The following is a 973-nucleotide window of genomic DNA, read 5'->3' as shown; positions in this document are numbered from 1 at the left end:
AAAGCGCCTCACCGCCCAACCTTTGGAAGCGCTTTTTAAACTGACAGCAGCCCATTGGACCCAGCAGGAAGATAGCGATGACAAATGGTTTGGCCTAAGTTTACTTTCAGTCGACGGCACTCAGTTCCGCACCCATGATACCGCCTGTCTTGCGGAGCACTTCCAATACATCAAGTACAATGAAAACCACCATACTGAATACCCGATTGTTCGATTATGTGCCCTCACATCGCTGCGAAGTCGTTTATTACATGATGTTGTCTTTGGGCCCAGCTCGACAGGTGAGGTCTCTTATGCCAAACAGCTGGCGGCTTCGGCTCCCGCTCACTCCCTGACGATTTTTGACCGCTGTTACCTCAGTGCTGAGTTGATGATTAATTGGCAACGGCAACATACGACGAGTCACTGGATGACGCCGATAAAATCCAACACGCAATATGAAGTGATTGAACAACTGGATAAGGAAGGGCGAGACCTTTTAGTGGAAATGAAAGTGTCAGCCCATGCTCGGAAACAAGACCCGAGCTTGCCGGAGAAATGGCAAGCCCGCCTTGTCCTGTACCCCAAGCCAGAGCAACCCAATCACGTCAAAGGTGTCCTCACCTCCTTAACGAGTCTGGAATATGGTACGCAGTCATTACTGGATGTGTACTTTGAGCGATGGGAAATAGAGAACAGCTACGGAGAGATAAAGCACAATATGCTTGAAGATGAAGTGCTGCTACGAAGTCAGTCTGTGGAGGGGGTAATACAAGAAATCTGGGGACTATTGATAGCTTACAATTTGGTTCGTCTGGAAATCAGTCGTATTGCGAGAGAGGCGCAGGTATCGCCATTGCGGATAAGTTTTATGATGGCATTGAGAGATATTCAGGATGAGCTGATGTGGTGTGCGATAGCAGCCCCCGGCTCAATCCCGAGAAAGCTAAGAGCCATGCGGGAGAGAGTGAAACGCTACATACTCCCCAAAAAA

Annotated in this window: 1 protein-coding gene; it reads left to right on the top strand. The window is 48.9% G+C overall.

Annotated features, from left to right (window positions below; translation table 11 throughout):
• On the top strand, window positions 1–973 hold a 973-nt coding region (locus tag GMA8713_RS25805), incomplete at both ends, for an IS4 family transposase (protein ID WP_062715533.1).

Source organism: Grimontia marina (assembly GCF_900060185.1).
Taxonomy (GTDB): Bacteria; Pseudomonadota; Gammaproteobacteria; order Enterobacterales; family Vibrionaceae; genus Enterovibrio; species Enterovibrio marinus.
This window is presented reverse-complemented; position numbering and strand designations above follow the sequence as displayed.